The organism is Spiribacter halobius (assembly GCF_020883455.1).
Lineage (GTDB): Bacteria > Pseudomonadota > Gammaproteobacteria > Nitrococcales > Nitrococcaceae > Sediminicurvatus > Sediminicurvatus halobius.
This window is the reverse complement of sequence record NZ_CP086615.1, coordinates 3,878,309-3,896,954: the sequence shown is the minus strand read 5'-3', so window position 1 is coordinate 3,896,954 and position 18,646 is coordinate 3,878,309. Positions and strand designations below refer to the sequence as shown.

The 18,646-nt window shown below is 71.0% G+C and carries 15 protein-coding genes; 9 read left to right on the top strand and 6 right to left on the bottom strand.

What is annotated here, in order from left to right:
• The first annotated feature begins 99 nt into the window (after positions 1-99).
• From kaiC to LMH63_RS18105, 7 genes are all read left to right on the top strand, one after another.
• The gene (kaiC, locus tag LMH63_RS18135) at positions 100-1,812 is read left to right on the top strand and encodes a circadian clock protein KaiC (RefSeq protein WP_109675134.1); all 1,713 of its coding nucleotides are present in this window, start codon (positions 100-102) and stop codon (positions 1,810-1,812) included.
• Positions 1,809-2,090 carry a circadian clock KaiB family protein gene (locus LMH63_RS18130; protein WP_109675132.1) on the top strand — a complete coding sequence of 94 codons (282 nt, stop codon included), beginning with the start codon at positions 1,809-1,811 and terminating at the stop codon, positions 2,088-2,090. Before kaiC ends, LMH63_RS18130 begins: the two co-directional genes overlap by 4 nt.
• Positions 2,091-2,172: 82 nt before the next feature.
• On the top strand, positions 2,173-4,512 hold the full coding sequence (locus tag LMH63_RS18125; protein WP_158280253.1) for a PAS domain S-box protein: 2,340 nt from the start codon (positions 2,173-2,175) through the stop codon (positions 4,510-4,512).
• Positions 4,513-4,794: 282 nt separating this feature from the next.
• Entirely contained in the window at positions 4,795-5,178 is a 384-nt protein-coding gene (locus LMH63_RS18120) for a DUF4168 domain-containing protein (RefSeq protein WP_109675130.1), read from the top strand.
• Positions 5,179-5,300: 122 nt separating this feature from the next.
• Positions 5,301-6,203 carry a CHAD domain-containing protein gene (locus LMH63_RS18115; RefSeq protein WP_158280252.1) on the top strand — a complete coding sequence of 301 codons (903 nt, stop codon included), beginning with the start codon at positions 5,301-5,303 and terminating at the stop codon, positions 6,201-6,203.
• Positions 6,200-6,958, top strand: a complete 759-nt coding sequence (locus LMH63_RS18110) for a ParA family protein (RefSeq protein WP_109675126.1) — start codon at positions 6,200-6,202, stop codon at positions 6,956-6,958. The genes LMH63_RS18115 and LMH63_RS18110 overlap by 4 nt, the downstream gene beginning before the upstream one ends.
• Before the next feature lie 224 nt (positions 6,959-7,182).
• Complete coding sequence (locus LMH63_RS18105) at positions 7,183-7,896, top strand: DUF3108 domain-containing protein (protein ID WP_158280251.1); 714 nt, start codon at positions 7,183-7,185, stop codon at positions 7,894-7,896.
• A 349-nt stretch (positions 7,897-8,245) separates the two neighbouring features.
• On the opposite strand, the gene LMH63_RS18100 is transcribed toward LMH63_RS18105, so the two are convergent.
• The 5 genes from LMH63_RS18100 to LMH63_RS18080 all read right to left on the bottom strand — a co-directional run bounded on the left by LMH63_RS18100 (position 8,246) and on the right by LMH63_RS18080 (position 13,984).
• Positions 8,246-9,307 (bottom strand): ABC transporter ATP-binding protein, encoded by a 1,062-nt coding sequence (locus LMH63_RS18100; protein ID WP_109675122.1) that lies wholly within the window; start codon positions 9,305-9,307, stop codon positions 8,246-8,248.
• Positions 9,297-10,343, bottom strand: a complete 1,047-nt coding sequence (locus tag LMH63_RS18095; protein ID WP_109675120.1) for an ABC transporter ATP-binding protein — start codon at positions 10,341-10,343, stop codon at positions 9,297-9,299. Before LMH63_RS18095 ends, LMH63_RS18100 begins: the two co-directional genes overlap by 11 nt.
• A 34-nt stretch (positions 10,344-10,377) precedes the next feature.
• Positions 10,378-11,337 (bottom strand): ABC transporter permease, encoded by a 960-nt coding sequence (locus LMH63_RS18090; RefSeq protein WP_109675119.1) that lies wholly within the window; start codon positions 11,335-11,337, stop codon positions 10,378-10,380.
• Between the two features lie 12 nt (positions 11,338-11,349).
• Entirely contained in the window at positions 11,350-12,327 is a 978-nt protein-coding gene (locus LMH63_RS18085; protein ID WP_109675353.1) for an ABC transporter permease, read from the bottom strand.
• 70 nt (positions 12,328-12,397) lie between these two features.
• Entirely contained in the window at positions 12,398-13,984 is a 1,587-nt protein-coding gene (locus LMH63_RS18080; protein ID WP_109675117.1) for an ABC transporter substrate-binding protein, read from the bottom strand.
• Between the two features lie 201 nt (positions 13,985-14,185).
• Here LMH63_RS18080 and LMH63_RS18075 point away from each other — a divergent pair, with 201 nt between their 5' ends.
• Positions 14,186-15,121, top strand: a complete 936-nt coding sequence (locus tag LMH63_RS18075; RefSeq protein WP_109675351.1) for a LysR substrate-binding domain-containing protein — start codon at positions 14,186-14,188, stop codon at positions 15,119-15,121.
• Between the two features lie 54 nt (positions 15,122-15,175).
• Positions 15,176-17,335, top strand: coding sequence for a DNA helicase II (uvrD, locus tag LMH63_RS18070; RefSeq protein WP_109675115.1), 2,160 nt, complete (start codon positions 15,176-15,178; stop codon positions 17,333-17,335).
• Positions 17,336-17,528: 193 nt separating this feature from the next.
• On the opposite strand, the gene LMH63_RS18065 is transcribed toward uvrD, so the two are convergent.
• Entirely contained in the window at positions 17,529-18,635 is a 1,107-nt protein-coding gene (locus tag LMH63_RS18065; protein ID WP_109675113.1) for a TRAP transporter substrate-binding protein, read from the bottom strand.
• Between the last annotated feature and the right edge of the window lie 11 nt (positions 18,636-18,646).

Genomic DNA, 18,646 nt, shown 5'->3' with positions numbered 1-18,646 from the left:
GACGGCGGGTTGACGCAGTCGACGACTTTCCTACGCTGCCGCGCAGACGGGAGGCAGCGCGTGGGGGCCACTGATCGCCGGCACTCGGGGGAGAGGCGCATGAGCAGTCTGGCCAAGCGGGCCACGGGCATCGCCGGTCTGGATGACATGACCCGCGGCGGGCTGCCAGCGGGGCGGCCCTGCCTGGTGGTGGGCGAGCCCGGCAGCGGCAAGACCCTGCTCGGGCTGAACATTCTCGCCAACGCCCTGGCCGGCGGCGACGGTGCGGTGTTCGTCAGCTTCGAGGAGCCGGTGGCGGAGGTGCTCGCGAACACGGCATCGTTCCCCTGGGAGCTGGAGCGCCATGCCGAGGGCGCGCTGGCGCTGATCGACGCCCGTCCCCCGGCGGACGCGCAGACCAGCGGCCGCTTCGATCTTGATGGCCTGCTGGCAGGGCTCGGCGCCGCCGTCACGCGCACCGGCGCCGCCTGGGTGGTGGTGGACGGGATCGACCAGCTGCTCGATCTGCTGGGGGAGCGGGCCGCGGCGGTCACCGAGATGCGCCGCCTGCTCCTGCGGCTCACCGAGCTCGGAGTGACGGCGCTGGTGACCGCCAAGCGCGACGCCCGGGAGCGTTCCGCCTACCCGGGCTACATGGAGAGCGTGGAATACCTCGTGCCGACGCTGATCCGGCTCAACACCGAGGTGGTGGACCATCGCCTGATGCGCAAGCTGCGCATCGCCAAGTACCGTGGCAGCGAGCACGTGGCCGACGAAGTGCCGATGGTGATGTCGGCGGAAGGCGTTCGCATGCCGATGGCGCGACCGGCGGCGCCCGCCTGGCAGGTGTTCACCGAGCGCGTCAGCACCGGCGTCCAGCGCCTGGACGGTCTGCTCGGGGGCGGCGTCCACCGCGGCAGCAGCACGCTGATCTCCGGGGCTCCGGGCACGTCCAAGACCACCCTGGCGAGCGCCTTCGTCGCTGCGGCGGCCGCGCGCGGCGAGAAGGCCCTGATGGTGAGCTTCGACGAGGCCGCGGACCAGATAGTCCGCAACGTCAGCGCCGTCGGCATCGACCTGGAGACGCCGCGGCGCGCCGGGCGGCTGCTGATCGAGTCCCGCCGCACCTGGAACGCGCTGGTGGAGGCGCATTTCATGGACCTGCTCGACCTGATCGAGCAGGAGGCGCCGGCGTGCGTGGTGATCGACCCGGTCTCCGCGCTGTTCAAGGCCGGCGGCAGCGATCAGGCGTCCTTGTCCATCGAGCACCTGATCGACGAGGTCAAGGCGCGGGGCATCACCACGGTGCTGACCTCGCTCGCGAACGACGAGACCGGTGTCGAGGGCACAGTGGCTCGGGTGTCCACCATCGCCGATACCTGGCTCGTGCTCGGCTACCAGGTGAGCGCCGGCGAGCGCAATCGTTCCCTGTCCATCGTGAAGTCGCGCGGCACGCGGCATTCGAACCAGGTCCGCGAGCTGGTGCTGGCGGACAGCGGGCCCGATCTGGAGGACGTCTACACGTTGGGCAGCGAGGTGCTCATGGGCACCATGCGGCTGCAGCGCGAGGCGGAGGCGGCGGCGGCCGACGAAAGTGAGCGCCGGGCCCGGGATGCACGGGTGCGCGACGTCAGCCGCCAGCTCGAGCAGACGCGCCTGCGCGTTGCCGAGCTGGAGCGCGAGGCGAAGCGCCTGGAGGAGGAGCTGCAGGATACCGAAGACGCCCGCCGGAGCGATCAGGAGGCGGGCGCTCGCCACCGCGAGCGCATCCTGCGCAGCCGCGAGGGGGCGGACCGGACCCCGCCGTCGGACGATGCGGAGGCGAACCGATGAGCGGTGTGGGGGACGCTCAGCTGACGCTGTTCGTTGCCGGCGACTCGCCGCGCTCCCGTCACGCCCGGGAGGTACTGCGCCGGGCGCTGGCCGAGCGCGGCCTCGACCCCGGCGCGCTGGAGCTGGTGGACGTGCTGGCGGAGCCGGAGCGCACGCTGGAGCACGGGGTGTTCGCGACGCCTGCCCTCGTCCTGCGGGCCGACGGGGCGACGCGGTCGCTGTACGGCGACCTCTCCGACGAGCAGGGCCTGCAGCAGTTCCTCTCCGGGGCGGCGTAGCGCATCGCCCGGCGCCTCCGGTGCGCACCCGCCGGGTGTCGCGGGCGACCCAACCTCACCGACAGCAGACAGAGGCACTCCCTTGGCGCGACAGAATGACCATGCCCGCACCGCCGCGCCGGCGCCGGAGGCGTTCCGGCTGCTGTTCGAGGGCCTCCCGGGGCGCTATGCGGTGGTCGAGCCGGAGGCGTTCCGCATCCTCGCCGTCAGCGGTGCCTTCCTGGAAGCCACCGGACACACCCGCGAGGGGCTCCTCGGTGCCCCCCTGTGCGACCTCTTCGCCGACGCCGCCGGGGCGGGCGAGCTGCGCCGTTCGCTGGAGCGCGTGCTGGCGCGCGGGCAGCGCGACGCCATGGCCGTGGGGCGCTATCCGATGCTGTCCTCGGACAAGCCCGATGACGAAGCACGCTGTTGGGCGCCGGTGAATCAGCCGGTGCACGATGCGCAGGGGCGGCTTTGCTACATCGTCCACAGCCTCGAGGATGTCACCCGCGAGCGACGGGAGCAGGGGCAGCTGCAGCTGCTGCGCGCGGCGGTGGCGCGCCTGAACGACATCGTGATCATCACCGAGGCGGAGCCACAGCGCGAGCCGGAGGGCCCGAAGATCCTGTTCGTCAACGAGGCCTTCGAGCGGCGCACCGGTTACAGCCGCGAGGAGGCCATTGGCCGCACCCCTCGCTTCCTGCAGGGGCCGGAGACGGACCGCGCAGAGCTCGACCGCATCGGCGCGGCCCTGCGCCGCTGGCAGCCGGTGCGCTCGGAGCTGGTCAACTACACCAAGGCGGGCGAGCCGTTCTGGCTCGAGCTCGACATCGTGCCGCTGGCGGACGAGACCGGCTGGTACACGCACTGGGTGGCGGTGGAGCGGGACGTCACCGAGCGCAAGCGCGCCGAGGAAGAGGCCCACGTCAACGAGGAGCGCTTCCGCCTGCTCTCCCGGGCCACCAACGACGTCATCTGGGACTGGGACCTGCGCCGGGGCCAGCTCTGGTGGAACGAAAATCTGGAGGCCCTGTTCGGGCATTCACCTGACGAGGTGGAACAGGGCCTGGAATCCTGGATCAATCGCATCCACGCCGAGGACCGGGAGCGGGTGCTTGCGGGGATCCACGCCTTTGTCGGCAGCCGCGAGCAGAACTGGGAGGACGAGTATCGCTTCCAGCGCGCCGATGGCAGCGTGGCCCTGGTGATCGACCGCGGCTTCGCGATCCGCGACGCGGCAGGCCAGGCGGTGCGCATGCTCGGCAGCATCACGGACGTCACCGAGCAGCGGGAGCTGGAGCGGCGTGTACGTCAGTCCCAGAAATTGGAGGCCGTCGGCCAGCTCACCGGCGGCGTCGCCCACGACTTCAACAACCTGCTGACGGTGATCCTGGGCAACGCCGAGGTGCTCGGCGAGTCGCTGCGGCACGATCCGCCGCTGCGCCAGCTCGCGGAGATGACCGGCAGCGCCGCCGAGCGCGGCGCCGAGCTCACCAGCCGCCTGCTGGCCTTCTCCCGCCAGCAGGCGCTGGAGCCGAAGGTGGTGGACCTAAACCGCCTGCTCGCCTCGCTGGATGGCCTGCTGCGGCGGACGCTGCCGGAGAGCATCGACATCGAGCTGGTTCGGGGCGGTGGTCTGTGGCTGGCAGAGGTCGACCCCGGGCAGCTTGAGGTCGCCCTGCTCAACCTCGCCGTCAATGCCCGCGACGCCATGCCCGGCGGCGGCCACCTCACCATCGAGACGGCCAATTCCCGGCTTGACGCGGAATACGCCCGGCACCACCAGGAGCTGCGCCCGGGCCAGTATGTGCAGGTGTCCTTCAGCGACACCGGCGCCGGCATGTCGCCGGAGGTGGTGGAGCAGGCCTTCGAGCCGTTCTTCACCACCAAGGAGGTGGGCCGCGGCAGCGGTCTCGGGCTCAGCATGGTCTATGGCTTCGTCAAGCAGTCCGGCGGCCATGCCAAGATCTACAGCGAGCCGGACCAGGGCACCACGGTCAAGCTGTATTTCCCCCGGGTGAACGCGAAGGCGGCCGCAGAGGCACCGCCCGAGGTGGAGATCGTGGCGGGCGGCCACGAGCACATCCTGGTGGTGGAGGACGACGACCTCGTGCGCGAGTATCTGAGCGGGCAGCTGGTCAGTCTCGGCTATCGCGTGACCAGCAGCGCATCCGGCCCGGAGGCACTGGAGCAGCTGCGTGCGCGGGACGACGTCGACCTGCTGCTCACTGACGTGGTCATGCCCGGCGGCATGAACGGCCGCGAGCTCGCCGACCAGGCTCTGGTGTTGCGCCCGGGGCTGAAGGTCCTGTTCACCTCCGGCTACACAGAGAACGCCATCGTCCACCAGGGGCGACTCGACCCCGGCGTCCAGCTGCTCGGCAAGCCCTATCGCCGGCAGGATCTGGCCGAGCGGGTGCGCCAGGTGCTCGACGCCTGAGACTTAGCCCGCATCTCTCACCGATTCGCGCCCGCAGCCGCGAATCGGTGAGAGATGCGGGCTAGGTAGGCTCTGCGCCAGGGGCGCTGTGTCACTCTGACCGGATGTGCCAGCGGGGCACGGTTGCCGAGGCACATATCGGTTTGTCGGCTCGCCCATTCGCGGCGAAGCCCCCCTCCGGCCGCGGGCTGCAGCATCTGGCACGCGGTTTGCTTGCTCTGGAGTGAGGCCTGCGCGAAAGGCGCGGGCCAGGACTATCGGAACCGGCCAACGGAGGATCCTATGCAGTTCCGTCGCATGACTGTCGCCACCGCCCTCATCCTCGGCCTCGGCCTCGCCATGCCGCTGTGGGCCCAGGACGAGGGCGCCCAGGCCCAGCCCGAGACCCAGCAGGAGGCGCCGAGCGCGGCGGACTTCTCCGAGGATCAGCTGGAGAGCTTCGCCGAGGCCCACGGGGAGGTCATGGAAGTCCGTGACGACTACACCCAGCGCCTGCAGGAGGCCGAGGGTCGCGAGCAGGCCATGAGCCTGCAGGAAGAGGCCAACGAGAAGATGGTCGAGGCGGTCACCGACACCGGCCTCAGTGTCGAGGAGTACGGCCAGATCGCCCGCGCGGCCTCCAACGACACCGAGCTCGCCGAGCGCATCCAGCAAATGATGAACTGACGCTGGCACGCGTCTCTCACCCAGGCGGCCTCCGGGCCGCCTTTTTTTTAACCCGCATATCTCACCGGTTCGCGGCTGTGCCATCCTGAGCCGCGATTCCCGCCGCCCATGGAGGTCGTGTCTTGGCGTTCCGCTTCCAGCGCAGCGAGAGTGTCCCCGGCGGCGTCCGCCGGCTGGTACGCGAGCGCATCGACGATGCCCGCCGCCGCCTCCAGGCCACCGGCGAGGCCCGCCACGAGGGCATCCACGAGGCGCGCAAGCGCATCAAGGAGATCCGCGCCTTGCTCCGTCTCGTGCGCTTCGCTCTCGGCGACCGCTTCGCGGTGGAGAACCGCTGGTACCGCGACACCGCCCGGGGCCTGTCGGCGGCCCGGGACGCCCAGGCGGTGGTGGAATCATGGGACAAGCTCGTGGCCGCTCGGGGGCAGGAGCTCGACGCCGGGCTTGCACAGGACACGCGCGAGCGGCTGCTGGCCCGGCGCGATGATGCCGCCGGCGTCACCGACACGGCGCCGGTCACGGCCACCCTCGAGGGGCTGCTGGCCGCACGCGAGCGCATCGCCCGCTGGCCACTGAATGGTGGCGGCTTCGCCGCCCTGTCACCGGGCCTCGAGCGCAGCTACCGCCAGGGGCGCCGGGAGATGCGCCTTGCCCTCGCCGGCGGCGGGGTCGCGGCGCACCACGAGTGGCGCAAGCGCGTGAAGGATCTCTGGTATCACACCCGGCTGCTGGAGCCGGTCTGGCCCGCGCTGATGGTGCCGCGGCGCCAGGCGCTGAAGGCGCTGTCCGACACCCTCGGCGATGACCACGACCTGGCGGTGCTGGACGCCTTGCTGGCCGCCGAGCCGGTGCTGGTGGGCGGAGGCGACGGAGAGGCGGTCCATGCGGCCATCGCCCGCCAGCAGAGCCGGCTCCAGGCCGAGGCTGCCCGCCTCGGCACTCTGCTCTACGCGGAGAAACCCGGTGCCTACACACGCCGCCTCGGCGTCTACTGGCAGGTCTGGCGGGGCGAGGCTGCCGCATGAAGGTGCTCGCGGTGTACAGCCTCAAGGGCGGCGTCGGCAAGACGGCGGCGGCGGTGAACCTGGCCTGGCAGGCGGCGCGCGGCGGCCTGCCGACACTGCTCTGGGATCTGGACGCCCAGGGGGCCGCCACCTGGTGCCTCGGCGTCGAGCCAGGGCTGGACCAGCCGGCGCGCAAGCTCCTCGGGCGCAAGAGCCCCCTCGGCCGGGAGATCCGCCCGACCCGCTTCCCGGCGCTGGAGCTGCTGCCGGCGGACGCCTCCCTGCGCCATCTCGACCGCGAGCTGGACAAGGGCAGCGACGGCGCCGAGCGTCTGCGCCGCATGGTGCAGCCGCTCTCGGAGACCGCCGGCCTGCTGGTGCTCGACTGCCCGCCCAGCTTCTCGCGCCTGGCGGAGGCCGTGGTGCGTCTCGCCGATACGGTCCTCGTGCCGGTGATTCCCACCCCGCTCGCGCGCAACGCCTGGCTGCAGATGCGCGGGCACTTCGACCGCGGCCGCTACGGCCGCGGCAAGCTGCTGCCCTTCCTCTCCATGGTGGACCGCCGGCGCGGGCTGCACCGCGCCTGGAGCGATCACCCGCCAGAGGGCCTGGAGGACTGCCTGCGGGCCTGGATCCCCTACGCCTCCCAGGTGGAGCAGATGAGCGTGCAACGCGCGCCCCTCGGCCACTTCGCCCCACGGGCCGCCGTCAGCCACGCCTACGCCGGCCTCTGGCGGGCGCTCGCGCGGCGCACCGGCATCGACGGCCGCGCCTGAGGGCTAGCCCGCCTATCTCGCCGATTCACGGCTGCGGCCGCGGATCTGGCGGACAGTCCGGCGTTGCGCTCGGTTCGGGTGCTCGACGTACTCTCGAGTACGCCTGCGCGCCCGAACTCTCCCGCGCCTTGTCCTGCCCGCCATCTCCACGCCCTCGCTTCGCGAATCGGTGAGATAGGCGGGCTAGTCATCACCCTGCAATGCGGGCGTGTTGCTCTGTGGCGATGTCCGCCCGTTGCCGTATTCCCGTTGCCGTCGTCGCGCTCTTCGCCCTGCTCGCCGCCGCCCAGGCGGGTGCCTGTCGGCTCCCGCCGTTCGCGCTCACCTATGCCCTGGAGCGTGGCGGCATCACCGTGGGGGAGGTCGTGATCCGCTTCCGCTACGAGGGCGAAGGTCGGTACAGCTACCGCAGTGATACCCGCACCACGGGACTGGCGGCGCTGTTCGCCGGCCAGCGCATCGAGCAGCGCAGCGAGGGGATGTGGACCGCCGCGGGTCCGCGCCCCGTGCGCCACGAGCAGGAGCGCGAGCGCGGCGGCGAGGTCGCGAGGCACCGCCTCGACCTCGGGCCGATGCCGCGCTACCAGGGCGATGCCGGCCAGTGGCTGCTGGCGGTGCCGGATGCGGTCTACGACCCGCCAGGCCTGCTGCTCGCGCTGATCCGGGCGGAGCGCTGCGGCGGGCTGCAGGGCAGCTACCCCATGGTCACCGAAACGGGCCTGCTGCGCCGCTTCCGCGTCGAGCGCGGCGTGCCCGTGGCCCTCGAGGCCCTGGGCGAGACCTGGCAGACCATTCCGTTGGCCCGCGAGGAGGTCAACGGCCCCTTCCGCATGACCCTCTATCTGGCGCCCGAATTCGAGCACCTGCCCCTGCGCATCGACTGGAGCGACGGCGAGCGCGAGTACCGGCTCAGGCTGCAGGACGCCGAGCAGGGCTAGCCCGCATATCTCACCGATTCACGGCTGCGGTCGCGGATCTGGCGGGGCAGTCCGACGTTGCGCTCGGCCCGGGTGCTCGACGTACTGTCGAGTACGCCTGCGCGCCCGGGCTCTCCCGCGCGTTGGGCAGCGCGGAGCCCTTCCCACGGACCTCTGCGCTTCAGAGCGGCGACCTGGCAAGGCGGCGTTCGCAGCGAATGGCCGTAGCCCTTTGCAAGAACGCCAACGCAGTCCAGGGCGCCGCTCTGAAGCGCCCTGCGGCCAGAGGCCCGCGGGAAGGGTTCCGCGTTGCCCATCTCCTGCCCGCCATCTCCACGCCCTCGCTTCGCGAATCGGTGAGATATGCGGGCTAACCGGCGCGAGCTTCACGTGCCTGGGCCAGCGTCAGCCGGCCCTCCTCTACGCCGTGGCAGGCGACGCGGCTGCCCTCGCGGGTGGCGTGCAGGCGCGGGACCTCCTGGCGGCAGCGCTCGTTGGCGTGGGGGCAGCGCGGGTGGAACAGGCAGCCGGTGGGCGGGGCGAGCGGGTTCGGGACCTCGCCGCGGATGGCCTCGCGGGGGTCGTCGCGCTTGTCCAGCGAGGGGATCGCCTGGAGCAGCATCTGCGTGTAGGGGTGTCGGGGGGCGCTGAACAGGCGGCCCTTGGGCGCCTCCTCGACGATGCGCCCGAGGTACATGACGCCGACGTGGTCGGCCATGTGCTTGACCACCGCCATGTCGTGGCTGATGAAGAGATAGGTCAGCCCGTGCTCGCGCTGCAGGTCGCGCATGAGGTTGAGGATCTGCGCCTGCACGGAGACGTCCAGCGCCGAGGTCGGCTCGTCGCAGACGATGAACTCCGGGCTGTTGGCGAGCGCCCGCGCGATGGAGATGCGCTGGCGCTGGCCGCCGGAGAACTCGTGGGGGTACTTGTAGCGGTCGCGGGCGGCGAGGCCGACCTGCTCCAGCAGCTCGCCGGCGCGGACGTCGCGGCGGCGGCGGCTCGGCTCGAGGCCGAGGACGCGCAGCGGCTCGGCGATAATGGCGCCCACCCGCCAGAGCGGATTGAGGCTGGCGTAAGGGTCCTGGAAGATCATCTGCAGCCGCTGGCGCACGGCCATCGCGCGCCGGCCCCGCTGGCGGGCGAGGTCGGTGATGTCCTGGCCATCGAAGGTCAGCCGTCCGCCGCTTGGCGGATAGAGCCCGACCGTCAGCCGCGCCACCGTGGACTTGCCGCAGCCGGACTCCCCGACCAGCGCGTAGGTGCCCCCGCGCGGGATGCTGAAGTCCAGCCCGTCCACCGCGCGCAGGATGCGCCGGCCGCCGCCCTCCAGCAGGCGGTTGAGCAGCGGCTTGCTGACATCGAAATGGCGCTGCAGATTCTCCGCCTGCAGCAATGGCGCCTCGCCGGCGCGGGCCCGATCAGCCGTCATGCGGCCCCCGCAGCACTGCCGGCCCGGGGCCGCGGTCGCCGCTCGCCGCGTGCAGCCAGCAGGCGGCGCGGGTGGACTCGGCGGGCATCAGGTCCGGGCGCTCGCGCTGGCAGCGGCCGAAGGCGTGAGGGCAGCGCGGATGGAAGGCGCAGCCCGGCGGGATGGCGGCGAGCCCCGGCATGCTGCCCGGAATCTGGGTGAGCCGGTCCACCTCGGTGTCGAGGCGGGGAATCGAGCCCATGAGCCCCACGGTGTAGGGGTGCTGCGGGCGCTGCACCACGGTGGTGGCAGGGCCGTGCTCGATCAGCCGCCCGGCGTACATCACCGCCACGTTGTCCGCGGTCTCCGCGATCACGCCCATGTCGTGGGTGATGAGCAGCACGGCGGTGCCGCGCTCGCGGCAGAGGCGGCGCAGGAGGGTGAGGATCTGGGCCTGCACGGAGACGTCCAGCGCCGTGGTGGGCTCGTCGGCGATCACCAGCTCCGGGTCGGCGCAGAGCGCCAGCGCAATGACCACCCGCTGACGCATGCCGCCGGAGAACTGGTGCGGATACGCGTCGAGGCGCGCCGCCGGGTCCGGGATGCCCACCTGGTCCAGCAGGTCCACGGCGCGCTCCCGGGCCTGGCCGGCGCTGAGGTCGAGGTGCGCGCGGATGGTCTCGGCGAGCTGGTAGCCGATGGAGTAGAGCGGATTCAGGCTGGTCAGCGGGTCCTGGAAGATCATGCCGATGCGCCGGCCGCGTATCCGGCGAAGGGCCGTGCTGCCCAGGTCGTCGATGCGCTCGCCGGCGAGCCGGATCTCGCCGGCGCTGATCCGGCCCGGCGGCTCGATGAGGTTGATCACGGCGTTGCCGGTCATGGACTTGCCGGCGCCGGACTCCCCCACCACGCCCAGGATCTCCCCGGCGGCGATGTCGAAGGAGATATCGTCTACCGCCACCAGCGTGCCGTGCCGGGTGGGGAAGGTCACTTCCAGGCCGCGGACGCTGAGCAGCGCAGCGTCGCCCCGGCCGCTCTGCTGCCGGGTGCGGATCATGCCTCGGGCTCCGGGCGGTTGCGGGTCTCGGTCATCAGCGCAGCTTCGGGTTGAGGACGTCGCGCAACCAGTCTCCCAGCAGGTTCACCGAGAGCGCGAGCAGGAGGAGGGCGATGGCCGGGAACAGGGTGATCCACCACTCGCCGGAGAGCATGTAGTCCTGGCCGACGCGGATCAGGGTGCCGAGGGAGGGCTGGGTGGGCGGCATGCCGACGCCGAGGAAGGACAACGTCGCTTCGGCGATGATGGCAAGCGCCAGGCCGATGGTGCCGATCACCAGCACCGGGCGCATGACGTTGGGCAGGATGTGCTGGAACAGGATCGCCGCCACGGGCAGCCCGATCACCCGGCTCGCCTGAACGTATTCCTTCTGCTTCTCCACCATGGTGGCGCCGCGCACGGTGCGCGCGTACTGGGGCCAGTCGGAAAGCCCGATGGAGACGATGAGCACGATGAGTGCGGCCTCGCTGCGCTCGCCGGCGGGCAGCAGTCCGCTGATGATGCCGAAGATGAGCAGCGCCAGCAGGATGTTGGGGAGGGTGAGCTGGACGTCGGCGACGCGCATCAGCACCGCATCCGGCCAGCCGCCGCGGTAGCCGGCATAGAGGCCGATGCTGGTGCCGAGGATCATCGCGAACAGCACCGCGGAGAAGCCCACCAGCAGCGAGATGCGGGTGCCGTAGAGGATCGCCGAGTAGATGTCCCGGCCCTGGCTGTCGGTGCCGAGCAGATAGGTCACGTCCGGGTCCATCAGCGACTCGCCCATGGGTGCCACGAAGGCGTCCATGAGCTCCAGCTCCGCCGGGTTGAAGGGGTTCTGTGGCGTCAGCAGGGGCGCGAACACCGCCCCCAGCACCATCAGCAGCGCCACCGCCGCGGACAGCATCACCAGCGGCTGGTGCAGGAAGGAGTACAGCAGGTCGCTGTCGCGGAAGGCGCGCCAGCTGCTGCGCAGGCGGCCCGGGCTGGCGATGTCGAGCTCGCGGGTGGCCATGGGCGCTCCCCGTCAGCCGCCGTCGCTGACCCGCAGGCGCGGGTCCACGGCATAGTAGAGCAGGTCGACGATGAGATTGATCGCCACGAACAGGAAGGCGATCAGCACCAGATAGGCGGACATCACGGGTATGTCCACGAAACGGATGGCGGTGATGAACAGCCGTCCCACCCCCGGCCACTGGAACACCGTCTCGGTGATGATCGCGAAGGCGATGATGGTTCCGGTCTGCAGGCCGATGATGGTGATCACCGGCACCAGGGTGTTGCGCAGGGCGTGGCCGAAGTGCACCACCCGGTCCGGCAGCCCCCGGGCGCGGGCGAACTTGATGTAGTCGGTGCGCAGCACCTCCAGCATCTCGGCGCGCACCAGGCGCATGATCAGCGTGAGCTGAAACAGCCCCAGGGTGATTGCCGGCAGCACCAGCGACGCGAGCCCGCTTGGGGTCAGCAGGGCGCTCTCCCACCAGCCCCAGAGCAGCACGGTCTCGCCGCGGCCGAAGGCGCGGAACCAGCCGAGCTCCACGCTGAACACGTAGATCAGCACGATGCCGATGAGGAACGTGGGCAGCGAGATGCCGATGAGCGAGAAGGTCATCACCGCGCGGCTCAGCCAGCCGCCGCGGCGCAGGGCGGTGTAGATGCCGAGGCCGATGCCGAGCACCACGGCGAACAGCGCCGAGGTCAGCGCCAGCTCGAGGGTCGCCGGCAGCCGCTCGGCGATGAGCGTGGAGACCGGCTGCGCCGCCCGGTAGGAGATGCCGAAATCCCCCTGCAGGGCGTTGCCGACGAAGCGCAGGAACTGCACCGGTACCGGATCGTCAAGCCCGAGGGCGGCGCGCAGCTCGGCCCGGTCCTGCTGGGTTGCCTCCTGGCCCAGCATGTTGTGGACCGGGTCGCCCACGTAGCGGAACAGCGAGAAGGCGACCAGCGCCACGACCGCCATCACCAGGAGCGCCTGCAGCAGGCGGCGAATGATGAAGGCGGTCACGGCCCGTGCGCCCCGCATCCGCCGGGATGCGGGCGCCCTTCGTCATGCGCGCTCGGCATCGCGTGCCCGGTCAGTCCGAGAACTCCACGTGGTGCATGTACGGGTTGTTCTCGCTCTGCACCGGGTGCTGGATCTCCTCGCGCATGGCCCAGGAGAGCACCTGGTGGTGCAGGGGCAGGTAGACCACGTCGTCCTGCACTATTTCCCAGGCCTCGGCGATGAGCCCGTTACGGGCCTCGGTGTTCACCTCGCGGCCCATGGCCTGGATCAGCTCGTCCACCCGCTCGTTGGAGTAGCCGGTGAAGTTCCAGCTGCCACGGTTGCCCTCGCTGGTGTGCAGTAGGTAGTTGAAGACGTACTCCGAATCCAGCGTCGGGACGCCCCAGCCGAGCATGTAGAAGTCGTACTCGCCGCGCTGCAGCTCGGCGAAGTGCACCGACTTCGGCTGCGCCACCAGGTTGACGTCGATGCCCACGCGCCCGAGGAGGCCGGTGACGGCCTCGCAGATCTCCTCGTCGTTGATGTAGCGATCGTTCGGGCAGTGCAGGGTGACGTCGAAGCCCTCCGGGTAGCCGGCATCGGCCAGCAGCTCGCGGGCGGCCTCCGGATCGTAGGGCAGGCGCTCGTCCAGGGCCTCGGTGTAGCCGTTGACGAACGGCGGCATGATGATGCCCGCGGGCTGACTGTTGCCGCGCATCACCGAGCGCCGGATCGCCTCGGCGTTGATTGCGTGGTAGAGGGCGCGGCGCACGCGCTCGTCGGCGAACGGGTTGCCGTCGGTCTCGGAGTTGCGCAGCGTCTCCCGGCCCTGGTGCATGCCGAGGAAGATGGTGCGGTTCTGCGGCGCCTGCTCCACCTTGATGCCCTCGGCCTCGCGCAGCCGGGCGATGTCCTGCACCGGCGCATCCAGGATCATGTCGATCTCCCCCGAGAGCAGCGCGGCGACCCGCGTGGCCGACGACTCGATGGGCTGGAACACCTGCCGGGACACCTCCATCGGGTACTGGTCCCGGCCCCAGTAGTCGTCATTGCGCACCATCTCCGTGCGCGTGTCCTGCTCCCGGCTCACGAGCTCGAACGGGCCGGTGCCGTTGGCGTTGCGCACCGCGTAGCTCTCCTCGCCGGAAGCGAAGTCCTGCGGGGTCTCCACGTCGTGCTCGGCGGCCCAGCCAGAGTCCATGATGAAGAGATTGCTGAGGTTGTTCGGCAGCAGGGGGTTGGGCCCGTCGGTGACGATCTCCACGGTGTAGTCGCCGGCGGCCCGGACCTCGCTGATCGAGGTGAGCAGGCCGCGCATGTCCGAGTTCTCGTGCATGGCGCGCTCGAGGGAGAAGACCACGTCCTCGGCGGTCAGCGCCTGACCCTCGTGGAACGTCACGCCCTCGCGCAGCTCGAACACCCAGACGCTCGGGTCGTCCTCCCGCGGATACCAGTCCGTGGCCAGCCGCGGCTGCAGCGCCAGCTCCAGATCGCGGTAGACCAGAGTGTCGTAGAGCTGGTGGGAGATGCGGTGGGTTGGGCGTTCGTTCTGGCTGTGAGGGTCGAGGGTGAGGCTGTCCGCCGCCGATGCCCAGTGCAGCGTGCGTGCCTCCGCGGCGGTGGCGAAGGCGCAGGCCGCGAGGCCGGTGACTACGAGGCCGGAGAGTGACTTTGCCATGTCGCTGCTACCCCTCAGTGATCGTTGTTGTCGGAGGCCGGCCGGGGGCGTTCCGCGGCGCCGGTAACCCCCTGAAGCTAGCAGCGCCCCGGGGTCTCATCAATGCGCCCCCGCATGGCGGACCGGGATGCCGGCGCCGGCGCTGGCCCCTATAGTAGGGGCAGTCAATCGTTGAGCGAAGGATTGATAGATCGCATCGCCATGACGCATATCAACTTCCGCGACCTGCGCTATCTGGTGGCGGTGGCCGACCTGCAGCATTTCGGCCGCGCCGCGGCGGCCTGCTACGTCAGCCAGCCCACCCTCAGCACGCAGATCAAGAAGCTGGAACAGTACCTGGGGGTGCAGCTGGTGGAGCGCACCAGCAAGCGGGTCATGGTCACGCCGGTGGGTCGCAGCATCGCGGAGCGTGCCCGGCGGGTACTGAACGAGGTGGAGGACATCGTCGATACCGCACGCGCCGCCGGCGATCCGCTGGCCGGTGAGCTGCGCCTCGGGGTGATCCCGACCCTCGGCCCCTATCTCATCCCGCACTTCTTCCCGCTGCTTCGCGAGGCCTACCCGCGGCTCCGGGTGCTGCTCCACGAGGAGCGCACGGCAGGCCTGCTGGAGCGGCTGCGCCGGGGTGGCCTGGACGCGGCCATCATGGCCAGGCCGGTACCGGACGAGGGCCTCGAGTGGCGCACCCTGTTCCGCGAGCCGTTTCACGTCGCCATGCCCGCCGGCCACCGGCTGGCGGCGCGCGGTCGGCTGCGACTCGACGACCTGCGCGCCGAGTCCATGCTGCTGCTGGAGGAGGGCCACTGCCTGCGGGATCAGGCGCTGGACGTCTGCTCCATGGTGGGCGCCCGCGAGGAGGCGGAGTTCCGCGCCACCAGCCTCGAGACCCTGCGTCAGATGGTGGCCTCGGGGGCGGGTATTACGCTGCTGCCGGCCCTCGCCGCGGGCCCGCAGGGCGGTGCCCCGGCGCAGGGGCTGGTGCTGCGGCCGTTCGCGGGCGAGCCGCCGGCCCGGGAGATCGCCCTGTTCTGGCGGCGGGGCTGCGCCCGGGAGGCAGCCGTGGAGGCCCTCGGCGAGCTCATCGCCGGCCTCGAGCCGGTGCGTGGCCTGGAGCTGCCGCTGGCCGCTGAAGGCTAGCCGCTTCGCGAATCGACCGCCCAGACCGGTGGGGCGCTGGTAGAATCCGCGTGCATGGATGTCTCCGACCTCATCGATCCGCTCAACGAGGCCCAGCGCGAGGCCGTGGGCGCCCCGCTCGGGCGCGCCCTGGTGCTGGCCGGCGCCGGCAGCGGCAAGACCCGCGTGCTCACCCACCGCGCCGCCTGGCTGGTGCGGGTGGAGGGCGCGACGCCCTACAACCTGCTGGCGGTGACCTTCACCAACAAGGCTGCCGCCGAGATGCGCGGGCGCATCGAGCAGCTGCTGGGCATCCCCGGGCGCGGCATGTGGGTCGGCACCTTCCACGGGCTCTCGCATCGCCTGCTGCGGCTGCACTGGCAGGAGGCCGGCCTGCCCCAGGGCTTCCAGATCCTCGACAGCGAGGATCAGCGGCGGCTGGTCAAGCGCGTGATGCGGGATCTGGAGCTGGACGAGAGCCGCTGGCCGGTGCGCCAGCTGCAGGGCTTCATCAACGCCCGCAAGGACGGTGGCCAGCGTCCCGAGGAACTGGATACCGGCGACCCCTACACCGGCCAGATGGCCCGGGTCTATGACGCCTACGAGAGGGCCTGCCGCAGCGCCGGGGTGGTGGACTTCGCCGAGCTCATGCTGCGTACCGTGGAGCTGCTGCGCGGTCATCCGGACCTGCTCACGCACTATCGCCGGCGCTTCCGCCACGTGCTGGTGGACGAGTTCCAGGACACCAACGCCATCCAGTACGACTGGCTGCGCCTGCTCGCCGGCGAGGATGCGGACGTGTTCATCGTCGGCGACGACGACCAGTCCATCTACGGCTGGCGCGGCGCGCGGGTGGAGAATCTCCAGCGCTTCCGTCGCGACTACCCGGACACGCAGGTGCGGCGCCTGGAGCAGAACTACCGCTCCACCCAGACCATCCTCGAGGCGGCGAACACGCTCATCGCCCACAACAGCGACCGCCTCGGCAAGAAGCTCTGGACCGCCGGCGAGCGCGGCGAGCCCATCGCCCTCTACGCCGCCTTCAACGAGCAGGACGAGGCCCGCTTCGTGGTGGAGCGGCTGCGCCAGATGTGCGAGCAGGAGGGCTTTGCCCGCAGCGACTTCGCCATCCTCTATCGCTCCAATGCCCAGTCCCGCACCTTCGAGGAGGCGCTGCTCGGTCGCGGCATTCCCTACCGGGTCTACGGCGGGCTGCGCTTCTTCGAGCGCGCCGAGATCAAGGACGCGCTGGCCTACCTGCGCCTGCTGGCCAACCGGGACGACAGCGCCGCCTTCGAGCGGGTGATCAACACCCCCACCCGCGGCATCGGCAACCGCACCGTGGAGGCTGTGCGTCTCGCCGCCCGCGAGCAGGGCGTGAGCCTCTGGGCCGCGGCGCGTGGGCTCGCCGCGAGCCGCGGAGCACTGCCGGCGCGGGCGGCCAAGGCGCTGGCCGCCTTTCTCGAGCTCATCGACGGGCTCGCCGCGGAGCTCGAAGGCGAGCCGCTGCCGCGACGGGTGGAGCGCACCCTCGAGGGCAGCGGCCTGCGGGCCCACGTCGGGAAGGACCGCTCCGACCGCGGGCAGGATCGCCTGGAGAACCTGGACGAGCTGGTCTCGGCGGCGCAGACCTTCGAGCAGGACGCCGAGATCGACGAGGGCATGGACACCCTCACCGCCTTCCTCGCCCACGCCGCGCTGGAGGCCGGCGAGGGCCAGGGCGGGGCCTGGGAGGACTGCGTCCAGCTCATGACCCTGCACTCGGCCAAGGGCCTGGAGTTTCCGGTGGTGTTCCTGGCGGGTCTGGAGGAGGGGCTGTTCCCCCACCGCATGTCCGTGGAGGAGCCCGGGCGCCTGGAGGAGGAGCGTCGCCTCGCCTACGTCGGCCTCACCCGCGCCCGCCGGCATCTGGTCCTCACCTTCGCCGAGCGGCGCCGCCTGCATGGGCGGGATGAATACGGCATCGCCTCGCGCTTCATCCGCGAGCTGCCGGCGGAGCTGGTGGAGGAGGTGCGGGCACGTTTCTCGGTGAGCCAGCCCGCCATGGCGCCGGCGGCCTCGGCCGCCGCCGAGCCCGGCTTCAGCCTCGGCCAGCGCGTCTACCACAGCCGCTTCGGCGAGGGCGTGGTGCTGGATTGCGAGGGCAGCGGCGCCAACGCCCGGGTGCAGGTCAACTTCCCCGACGCCGGCGCCAAGTGGCTCGTCGCCGCCTACGCGAACCTGCAGCCGGTCTGACGGGTTGATGACGGGTGACGGGTAACGGGTGACGGGTGACGGGTGACGAGGCACGCACCGGCGGTTGATCCCGTGACTCAGGCTCTCTCCATCACAATCGCTTAATCACCTAATCACCGACTAACGGCCGGGTAGATCGCACACTGCGCGGCACCGACTCAAAGTCCTGCCGTCACCCGTCACCCGTCACCCGTCACCCGTCACCCATCACCTCCCCACGGCCATAGGCGAACCGCGCATAGCCCTGCTCGGCGAGCCCGAACCATTCGTACTGCAGGTCGCGGAAGGCCTTCCACTCGCCGTAGATCTCGCGCCACTGCGCGTCGTCCTCCGCGAGCTCCTCGTACAGCGCGTAGGCCTCGCGCTCGGCGGCGGCCATGATGTCGTCGCTGAAGCGGCGGAAGCGCACGCCGTTCTCGCGCAGGCGGCGGACAGCCGGCGGGTTGCGCTGATCGTAGTCGCTGGTGATGCGCACGTTGGTCTCGGCCGCGGCGGCGGTGATTGCCTGGCGGTAGCGCTCGGGCAGGGCGTCGTAGCGCTCGGCATTCACGTACACCGAAACCATCGCGCCCGGCTCCCACCAGGAGGGGTAGTAGTAGTTCTTCGCCACCTCCCAGAACCCGAGGCGCTCGTCGTCCCAGGGGCCGACGAACTCGGTGGCGTCGATCACGCCCCGCTCCAGCGCCGGATAGATCTCCGCTGCCGCCAGGGTCTGCACGCTCACCCCGAGCCGCTGCATGATCTCCCCGCCAAGGCCCGGAATGCGCATGCGCAGGCCCTGCAGCGCGGCGAGGTCCGGTACCTCCTCGCGGAACCAGCCGCCCATCTGCGTACCGGTGTTGCCGGCGGGGAAGGCGACGATGCCGAGCGGGCGGAACACGCGCTCGTTCATCAGCTCGCGGCCGCCGCCCTGGTAGAGCCAGGCGTTCTGCATGCGCGCGGTCATGCCGAAGGGCACGGCGGTGTCGAAGGCGAGGGACTGGGCCGTGCCGGTGTAGTAGTAGGAGGCGGTATGGCCGGTCTCCACCGTGCCCGAGCGCACCGCGTCCAGCACCTGCAGGCCGCCCACCAGCTCGCCGCCGGCGTAGGGGCGGATCTCGAACCGCCCGCCCGTGAGCTCCCCCACCCGCTGGCAGAAGTGCGAGGCCCCACCGAACAGCGGCTCCAGGCTCTCCGGCCAGCTGGTGGCCATGCGCCAGCGCAGCCGGGGCTCCTGGGCGTGCACCCACGGGGCCGCGACGGCACCGGCCCCGGCCAGGGCACCGGCAGTGGCGGTCTGCAGAAACCGACGGCGTTCCATGTTCTCTCCTC

What these genes read in the sequence shown, in the direction of transcription:
- LMH63_RS18120 (WP_109675130.1), top strand. Translation starts at nt 4,795, where the DNA reads ATGCAGTTCCGTCGCATGACTGTCGCCACCGCCCTCATCCTCGGCCTC.
- LMH63_RS18075 (WP_109675351.1), top strand. Translation starts at nt 14,186, where the DNA reads ATGACGCATATCAACTTCCGCGACCTGCGCTATCTGGTGGCGGTGGCC.
- LMH63_RS18080 (WP_109675117.1), bottom strand. Translation starts at nt 13,984, where the DNA reads ATGGCAAAGTCACTCTCCGGCCTCGTAGTCACCGGCCTCGCGGCCTGC.
- kaiC (WP_109675134.1), top strand. Translation starts at nt 100, where the DNA reads ATGAGCAGTCTGGCCAAGCGGGCCACGGGCATCGCCGGTCTGGATGAC.
- LMH63_RS18065 (WP_109675113.1), bottom strand. Translation starts at nt 18,635, where the DNA reads ATGGAACGCCGTCGGTTTCTGCAGACCGCCACTGCCGGTGCCCTGGCC.
- LMH63_RS18105 (WP_158280251.1), top strand. Translation starts at nt 7,183, where the DNA reads ATGTCCGCCCGTTGCCGTATTCCCGTTGCCGTCGTCGCGCTCTTCGCC.
- uvrD (WP_109675115.1), top strand. Translation starts at nt 15,176, where the DNA reads ATGGATGTCTCCGACCTCATCGATCCGCTCAACGAGGCCCAGCGCGAG.
- LMH63_RS18090 (WP_109675119.1), bottom strand. Translation starts at nt 11,337, where the DNA reads ATGGCCACCCGCGAGCTCGACATCGCCAGCCCGGGCCGCCTGCGCAGC.
- LMH63_RS18100 (WP_109675122.1), bottom strand. Translation starts at nt 9,307, where the DNA reads ATGACGGCTGATCGGGCCCGCGCCGGCGAGGCGCCATTGCTGCAGGCG.
- LMH63_RS18095 (WP_109675120.1), bottom strand. Translation starts at nt 10,343, where the DNA reads ATGATCCGCACCCGGCAGCAGAGCGGCCGGGGCGACGCTGCGCTGCTC.
- LMH63_RS18110 (WP_109675126.1), top strand. Translation starts at nt 6,200, where the DNA reads ATGAAGGTGCTCGCGGTGTACAGCCTCAAGGGCGGCGTCGGCAAGACG.
- LMH63_RS18130 (WP_109675132.1), top strand. Translation starts at nt 1,809, where the DNA reads ATGAGCGGTGTGGGGGACGCTCAGCTGACGCTGTTCGTTGCCGGCGAC.